The 6,874-nt window shown below is 58.0% G+C and carries 12 protein-coding genes and 1 tRNA gene; 2 read left to right on the forward strand and 11 right to left on the reverse strand.

The window, feature by feature from the left end; translation table 11 throughout:
- The first annotated feature begins 24 nt into the window (after window positions 1–24).
- Complete coding sequence (locus BLS08_RS16865; RefSeq protein WP_045734204.1) at window positions 25–939, forward strand: DMT family transporter; 915 nt, start codon at window positions 25–27, stop codon at window positions 937–939.
- A gap of 214 nt (window positions 940–1,153) precedes the next feature.
- Here the strand turns inward: BLS08_RS16865 and BLS08_RS16870 are convergent, their stop codons facing one another.
- From BLS08_RS16870 to BLS08_RS16880, 3 genes are all read right to left on the reverse strand, one after another.
- Entirely contained in the window at window positions 1,154–1,600 is a 447-nt protein-coding gene (locus BLS08_RS16870; RefSeq protein ID WP_090337010.1) for a hypothetical protein, read from the reverse strand.
- Window positions 1,601–1,626: 26 nt separating this feature from the next.
- Window positions 1,627–1,791, reverse strand: coding sequence for a hypothetical protein (locus BLS08_RS26380; protein ID WP_088339305.1), 165 nt, complete (start codon window positions 1,789–1,791; stop codon window positions 1,627–1,629).
- Window positions 1,792–1,896: 105 nt separating this feature from the next.
- Window positions 1,897–2,106 carry a hypothetical protein gene (locus tag BLS08_RS16880; RefSeq protein WP_039964341.1) on the reverse strand — a complete coding sequence of 70 codons (210 nt, stop codon included), beginning with the start codon at window positions 2,104–2,106 and terminating at the stop codon, window positions 1,897–1,899.
- Between the two features lie 241 nt (window positions 2,107–2,347).
- Here BLS08_RS16880 and BLS08_RS16885 point away from each other — a divergent pair.
- Window positions 2,348–2,424 (forward strand) — tRNA-Met (locus BLS08_RS16885).
- A gap of 78 nt (window positions 2,425–2,502) precedes the next feature.
- Here BLS08_RS16885 and BLS08_RS16890 read toward each other — a convergent pair.
- The 8 genes from BLS08_RS16890 to BLS08_RS26385 all read right to left on the reverse strand — a co-directional run bounded on the left by BLS08_RS16890 (window position 2,503) and on the right by BLS08_RS26385 (window position 5,868).
- Window positions 2,503–2,871 carry a hypothetical protein gene (locus BLS08_RS16890; protein WP_084331635.1) on the reverse strand — a complete coding sequence of 123 codons (369 nt, stop codon included), beginning with the start codon at window positions 2,869–2,871 and terminating at the stop codon, window positions 2,503–2,505.
- A gap of 112 nt (window positions 2,872–2,983) precedes the next feature.
- Window positions 2,984–3,154, reverse strand: coding sequence for a YhfG family protein (locus BLS08_RS16895; RefSeq protein WP_090337012.1), 171 nt, complete (start codon window positions 3,152–3,154; stop codon window positions 2,984–2,986).
- Window positions 3,155–3,287: 133 nt separating this feature from the next.
- Window positions 3,288–3,716, reverse strand: a complete 429-nt coding sequence (locus BLS08_RS16900; RefSeq protein WP_083366043.1) for a glutaredoxin family protein — start codon at window positions 3,714–3,716, stop codon at window positions 3,288–3,290.
- 152 nt (window positions 3,717–3,868) lie between these two features.
- Window positions 3,869–4,183 (reverse strand): type II toxin-antitoxin system RelE family toxin, encoded by a 315-nt coding sequence (locus BLS08_RS16905; protein WP_064494115.1) that lies wholly within the window; start codon window positions 4,181–4,183, stop codon window positions 3,869–3,871.
- On the reverse strand, window positions 4,149–4,421 hold the full coding sequence (locus tag BLS08_RS16910) for a type II toxin-antitoxin system Phd/YefM family antitoxin (RefSeq protein ID WP_169886850.1): 273 nt from the start codon (window positions 4,419–4,421) through the stop codon (window positions 4,149–4,151). The genes BLS08_RS16905 and BLS08_RS16910 overlap by 35 nt, the downstream gene beginning before the upstream one ends.
- Before the next feature lie 213 nt (window positions 4,422–4,634).
- Window positions 4,635–5,147, reverse strand: coding sequence for a HigA family addiction module antitoxin (locus tag BLS08_RS16915; RefSeq protein ID WP_116619771.1), 513 nt, complete (start codon window positions 5,145–5,147; stop codon window positions 4,635–4,637).
- 134 nt (window positions 5,148–5,281) lie between these two features.
- A complete protein-coding gene (locus BLS08_RS16920) occupies window positions 5,282–5,647 on the reverse strand; it encodes a BRO-N domain-containing protein (protein WP_084341864.1) in 366 nt (121 codons plus the stop codon).
- 71 nt (window positions 5,648–5,718) lie between these two features.
- Entirely contained in the window at window positions 5,719–5,868 is a 150-nt protein-coding gene (locus BLS08_RS26385; RefSeq protein WP_157837811.1) for a hypothetical protein, read from the reverse strand.
- Window positions 5,869–6,874: the final 1,006 nt, after the last annotated feature.

A 6,874-nucleotide genomic window follows, 5' to 3' on the forward strand; every position in this document is an offset into this window, starting at 1 on the left:
CTCAGATAAATGTCGCGTCACCTCATGAACGCACTCAATCATTCGCGCCCGCTGGCGCTGTTCGGCTTGCTGCTGGCCAACCTTTGCTGGTCCGGCAACGCCCTGGTGGCGCGCGCCTTCGCTGGCGAGATCGCCCCGTTCACCCTGTCGTTCTGGCGCTGGTGCCTGGCCCTGGCGCTGCTGCTGCCCTTCGTTGCCATGCCGTTGTGGCGCCATCGCGTGGCCGTGCGCACTGCCGGCTGGCGCCTGCTGGTGCTCGGCGGCCTGGGCATCGCCGGCTACAACTCGCTGCTCTACAGCGCGGCGCAGACCACGGCAGCCATCAACATCTCGCTGGTCAATACCTGCCTGCCGCTGGTGACCTTCATCGGTGCCGGGCTGCTGCTCAACGAGTGGCCGGCACGCCGCGCCTGGTGGGGCATGCTGGTGGCGGTAATGGGCCTGGCGGTGCTGATCAGCCAGGGGCAATGGAGCCGCCTGGCCAGCCTGTCGTTCAACCAGGGCGACCTGATCATGCTACTGGCGGTGGTCGATTGGGCGCTGTATTCGCTGCTGCTGCGGCGCTGGTCGGCGTACCTGCAGCCGATCCCGCCGCTGGCATTGCTGGGCGTATTCATCCTGCTTGGCGTACCGCTGATCCTGCCGTTTTATCTATATGAACTGAGCCAGGGCGCGCATCTGGCAATCAACGCTGCCAACCTCTCGGCCGTCGCCTACACCGCCGTGTTCGCCTCGCTGCTCGCCTACCTGGCCTGGAACCACGGCATCCGCGTGATCGGCGCGGCCAAGGCGGCGCTGACCAACTACCTGATGCCGGTATTCACCGCGTTGCTGGGGTGGGTACTGCTGAACGAGAGCCTGCAGCTCTATCACTGGCTGGGTGCCGCGATGATCTTCGGCGGCCTGCTGCTGGCCACGCGCCCCGGTAAAACACTGTAGCGCGGCGGGGCTACACAGACGCAGCGGGCACTGCATCACCCCGTAGGAGCCGCGCCTCGCGGCGAATCGTATGAACACCGCGAAAGCAAAAGCTTCGCCCCGGGGCGGGGCTCCTACGCAGGGCTGTACCGCTTGTTGGCCGCGGGTGGACCACGCCTCGATCCACCTTTCGGCGGCGGATGAACAAGGCATCATCCGCCCTACGGCGATCCCCTCACTCCGGCTTCAGCATCACCAAGGCTTCACCGCCTTCACGATCATGCATGAGGATGAACGGCTGCCCGGCGATCATCATCCTCACCGGCACCTTGCGCGGCACCGTGGTGCCGGCGTTGATCGCCGCTGCGCTGAGCAACTGACGAGTCAGGTTGTCATCCTCCTGCGCCTCGCTGGTTACCACGCATTCGTGGCTGACCTTGACCTGAATGCTCAGGCTCTTGTCCGCATTGAAGCCGACGGTGGCAAAGCCCATATCGGTCATCTCGGTGACGCCATGCTGGCGCGCCACGCGATGCGCCTCGGCAAAACTCGGCGCAGTCTGCAGGCAGATATCGCGAAACGCCTGCACCACGGGAGAGGTAATCGGCACCGGTGGCTGCGAGCCGAAGTTGGCGCAGGCGCCAAGAAGACTGCAACTGACCAGCAGGGCGAACTTTTTCATCACATCTTCCTTAATGTTCGGTTGGTTCAGGGTTGCTGGCAAAGATCATGCCCCAGCACCTTTGAAGCCAGTCCCTTGGCCAGATAGGTTTCCACCACGCGGCCATCGCCGCACTCGGTCTTGTGGCCGATGGCGACACCGATGGAAAGCAGGACGAATAGCGCCAGGCCGATATTCTGGATGGGCGTCATGAGAGGGCTCTTTTGCGAAAACAATGGAGCAGGATGAAGAGGCGGGTAGGGGATGGCAAGTGCCAACCCCATCGCCATCACGTCGCTGATGCAGAGATGTGAACGTTACGGCAACGTGATCGACAGACCGCCCAGCATGAAGCGCGCAATGATCATCCAGGCAACTGCACTGATGATGCCCAGCACGCTGTAGCCGACGATGATGCCAATCGCGATCTGCTTCCACAGCCCGGCATGGCGGTTGGGTTCGTTGCGGTAGTGCGTCGGCATATCACGCTCCGCGCGCAGATCGTCGAAGTCGTCTCTCGCTCTCAAGGTGTTCTCCTGGTTAGTTGTCCAGCACACGGCGGCGCTGCAGCCTGCTGGGGGCGGATTTTCCGGCATCGCCCGACAGCCCCGCAAGCACCGTCCGAGCGGTTGAGAGGTCAGCCGCAGGCTCAGAAACGAGCGATTCAGGGAGTCGCCACCCGCGAAGCCTAACCGCTTGATAAAACGTAAATTTATCGATGATCTGGGGTTGACAGCGGTAGGCGAGACGCGGACAATGCGCGCCGTTGGCTACATAGCTCAGTTGGTTAGAGCGCAGCATTCATAATGCTGATGTCCCAGGTTCAAGTCCCGGTGTAGCCACCATAAATTTCAAGGGGTTAGCGCAAGCTAACCCCTTTTTATTTGCCCAAGCAAAAGGCGCCAGAGCGGCGCCTTTTTCGCTTAGCTGCCGACCGCTCCTACACATGAGGTGTAGCGCTTGGCGATGGCGATCACCTCGGACTTGCTGGCAAAGCTCTGAGGGGACTGGCCGAAGATGCGGTTCTCGCACATTTCCCGATAGTTCTCGTAACGCGCCATGCAGTTGGCCGGTGTCGAGCCGCCTGTAACCTGATAGCTGGGATCACTGCATATGAAGGCTGCAAGGTTGTTGGCGCCGACCTTCACCTCGTCGAGGCTTACGCTTGTGGCTTCGGCCTTCTTCAGCAAAGCCTGGTAGCTATCGACCGTGATGGCGGTAACGGAGAAGTGCTCGTTGTAGACGTAATAGCCACCGGCGGCGATGGCGATCAGTAGTAGCAGTGTTTTCACGTGGTTCATCCTTGATGGCGAAAGGCCGGCAGATTAATTGCTCGCACTGAGGCTGTCCATGGCGTTCTGGGTGCGAGCGTCAGGGCAGGAACAATCCGCCTCTTTGTTTTTTTCAGGCGTCCCTAGACCGAAGTTTGTTCAATACCGCTTCGCGTGAAGGTAATGGGCGTTCCGCATCGGCAGGAGTGACCTGAAAACCCGCCAAGCGCAGGCTGGCGATGTAGTTGGAACGACGCACCTTGGCAAAGTAGGCCTTTTTGATCTGCAAAGATGGGTGCGACATGACGGCTACCTCTATCGACGGTGACAATCGTTTCAGCGATCAGGCGAACGCCCGTTAGGCAACCTGCTTCAGGTCTACGTGTGTCGGATTGGTCAGCTTAGGAAAAGGGGACGAATTAATTTTCTGCTGCCTGTCACGGATAGATGCTCTGGAAATTCGCGACGGTAAATCCATTCAGTCGCTTGTTTCCTACCAGTATGACCGGCACGCCATTGCCGCCAATTGCGTCATAGGCTCTGCGGGCGTTCTGGTTTTTCTCGATATCGTATTCGACGAAGCTGATACCGCTGCGCCGGAAATACTGGCGGGCTTGCTTGCAGTAGCCGCACCAGGCTGCGGAGTACATGATGACGCGCTGCGATGTCGCGCTCTGGGCTGGCGTGAAAGATTCGTAGCTGACGCTTTCGTAGGAGTTGATCTTCAGCGAGAGCTGCTCGGCTTGGTCCTTGTCCTTCGGCTTGTCACCAAAATGAACGCGGCCACTCTCATCAGTCCACTTGTAGATTTCTGCAAAGCAGATCAGCGGCAGGATGGCGATCAGGGCAAGGATGAGTCGGATCACGCGGGCAGCTTCCATGCAGGGGAGGGCGTGCTGGTAGTCCCAGGAGCGCCATGTCTCAGGCCAAGGGGGCAGGACCCAACACATGCAATGGATACTAGCCAATGACCCTCATGTACGGAAGCCCCGTTTTTACAGGCATCCGGCCGGGTTTCTTACAAGCGGCTGGCGGCGCTGCCATAGACTTTGCTGCGTTCTCGCTTACCTACGGCGATCACGGTAACTACCAAGCGGCTGTCGATCACTTCATAGACCAAGCGATAACCGATGGAGCGCAGCTTGATCTTGTAGCAGTTGGGCATATCCCGGAGTTTGTCGGCCTCGATCCGAGGATTCTCAAGGCGCTCCTTGAGCTTCTTGGCGAACTGCAACTGTATGGTTTTGCCCAGCTTGCCCCACTCCTTGAGTGCTTGGGCGTTGAACTCCAGGGCGTACTTAGTCGGCTCCGCCGGCTTGCGCGATGAGGTCATCGATATCTACTCGTACAGTAGGTTCACCAGCCCGAGCGCGTACGATTTCAGCCAGTTGTAGATCGTCAATCAGCTCCAGCATGGCTTGATAGCGTGCGGGGGGCACAGCATAGAATGCAGGCTCGTTTCGATTGAGGATCACGACGGTTTCACCGCCGCCTTCGCGGATGGTACCCATAGGATCTTTTTTGAGTTCTGTAACTGACGCGGCAACGTCAGCCAAAACCGCATAAGTCATCGCCATATCCACCTGTTCTCTGCTATCTGCAATTCATCGTGCCTGAGCTCTATCTTTAAGGGCCGAACCTTCAAGCTTCACTGAGCTGATCTTGGTTCTCTCGCTATGGGCCGAGCTATCTCTAATCAGGTCTTTTCTTCATAAGGTCATTTGTGCGAACACGGGGTAAGCGTTCGTAGACTAGCACCCATAAAGACACCTTTAAAGGTGTTTTTAGGTGTCTTTATGCGGGGTGTCGTCCACACAAGGGGGGGATTGGTTGGTCAGTCGAAAAGGCTTTATTTCCCTTTCAATCTCATCGCCGCACTCAGCGTACGCCTTGGCCAGAGAGTGCACGCTCTGCAGATTCATCCAGAGCTGGGCCGAGGTCCCGAAGTAGCGGCCAAGCCGTATGGCCATGACAGCAGTGATGTTCCGTCGCTCCCGCACTATGTCTCTGATGGTCGAGGCTGACACATTCAGCGCACGAGCAAGTGCGGGGACCGTCATCCCGAGCTCCTTCAGGAATGCTTCACGCAACAGTTCGCCGGGGTGGATAGCGCAAGGGGGATTGAGCGAACAATGCTGCCTTGCGCAAGTTACCTGCGCGCCGTGCGGGGTAGTGCTTAAGAGCGCATCCCGCAAGATCTGCCGCACTTCCTCTGCCATCGAGCGCCCATTACGGGTTGCCTGAGCGCGCAAGCGTTGCTTGAGATCGTTGTCCATGCGAATGGTAAGGCTAGCCATCAACGCCACCAGCGATTGAGCAGAGCACGCAACGAGCACTCGCCGGTTGCCGGCGGTGGGGCGAAGCGCGGCATGTCGCGCAGGGCGATCCACAGATCGCCTTGCCATTCCAGCAGGCTGATGCGCTGGCGATCTCAGGCCATCAGCGTGCGTTTGGGTTCCTGCGCGCGATGCTCCCAGGCGTCGCGCAGGGCGGGCAGGGCTTCGTGAGTGAGCCAGCGGCGCAGGCTGCGATTTTCGGGATGGCTGAAACGGCACAGGGCGCGGTAAAGCGCGGACTCGCTGAGCACCTGCACAGGCCCCGCATCGCCCTGACGCGTGCAGAAAATCACCGTGCGAACCTGGTCGTCATCCATCAGCCGGCAGATTCGCTCCGGGTGGCGGTGCCCCATCAACAGGCCGAACTCCTTGGCACAGACCCAGGGCTGGCGGTCGATCATCACGCCACGCAGCGGGCGGTTGTGGCGCATCAGCAACAAGGGGACATAGCTTTCTTCCATAAAGGCCTCCGTGGATTCAGGCAGGCGTGCTGATGCCTAGTGAGCAGGGCAAGTTGATGACGCGGTGACGGTCAGTCGGCAGAGCGTGGCTTTCGATCCAGCTGCTCCATGCCCAGGAACTGAGCCAGCACGTATTTCATGCAAAACGGTGCGTCGCGGAAATCCATTACGCGGCGGGCGTTTCCCGAAATCGAAAGCCCCACTACACCGGACTGTTCCATAGCTGTACCTTATGTTTCATCAATAACGGCAAATCATATGAATTTGCCATATGTGCAAACCATAAGGGCAGTTTGTCATTTTGTACATATGACATGCCATGAGTATTTGTAATGAAGGAAAGGTTGTCTGATAGAGCCCTTCAACTGATTAACGCAGCGAGCTTGGTCGAGCTCTCAAAGGCTGGTGAGACCGACTACCCGCGTTGGGTGAACATCAAGCGGGGGAGGGCGCGTGTCGGTGCGGATGAAATCGAGATACTAGGGAAGCTGTACCCTAGCTATAGATGGTGGCTGCTTACTGGTGAAGTGATACCAGAAAACGGCCAAACGAGTCCTGACTACGACGAAGCTAACCGAAACTTGGCAAATCCAAACGCGAGATAGCAATCACACAGGACGTAGCTAGGCACTGGTATGCCCGCAAGTAGAAGAGGTTCAGGGATGAGTTTTAAAGGATTTTATGAGCCAAACCTTCATCTGAAAGGTTTACAGAAGTTCACAAGATGCTATGAAGCGAGAAAGCTCCATTAGGCATGGGAATAACAGGTAAGTTCTAAATAAGTAATGCCGCTAGGGAAAGGGTGTAAATGTTATGAAGTTCAAAGCTCCTGCAGTAGAAGAGTTGAAGAATGAAAGCGATGTTGAGCAAAAACTAATGTATCCATTGTTAACGGCAGAGTTGCCATATGGGTTGGGTTTTGCTCAATGTCATCAACCTAAGCTGCAGCCCTGCCCAAGGCAAGCCCCCCGAAGCAGCCAGCCGCCATGGCCGTCGGGCGATGACCAGGCCTCTGCCGCTCAATCAGGCGGTCTAGCTGGGCTGGCGGTGATGTGATCATCGTCTGTTCCGGCTGTCTAGGCGAGATTTCTCGTTCTCCGGACGAGCCTATGCCGACCGCTTGTGGCCAGCTTTTTTGCACGGAGGTTGGGCGGTGGTGTTTCTTCAGCGCGTCGGTTTGTAGCCCTCACAACCTCGGCTGGCTGCGCGTTTGCGTTGGCGCGCAAA

This window comes from Ectopseudomonas chengduensis (genome assembly GCF_900102635.1).
GTDB classification, from domain to species: domain Bacteria; phylum Pseudomonadota; class Gammaproteobacteria; order Pseudomonadales; family Pseudomonadaceae; genus Aquipseudomonas; species Aquipseudomonas chengduensis.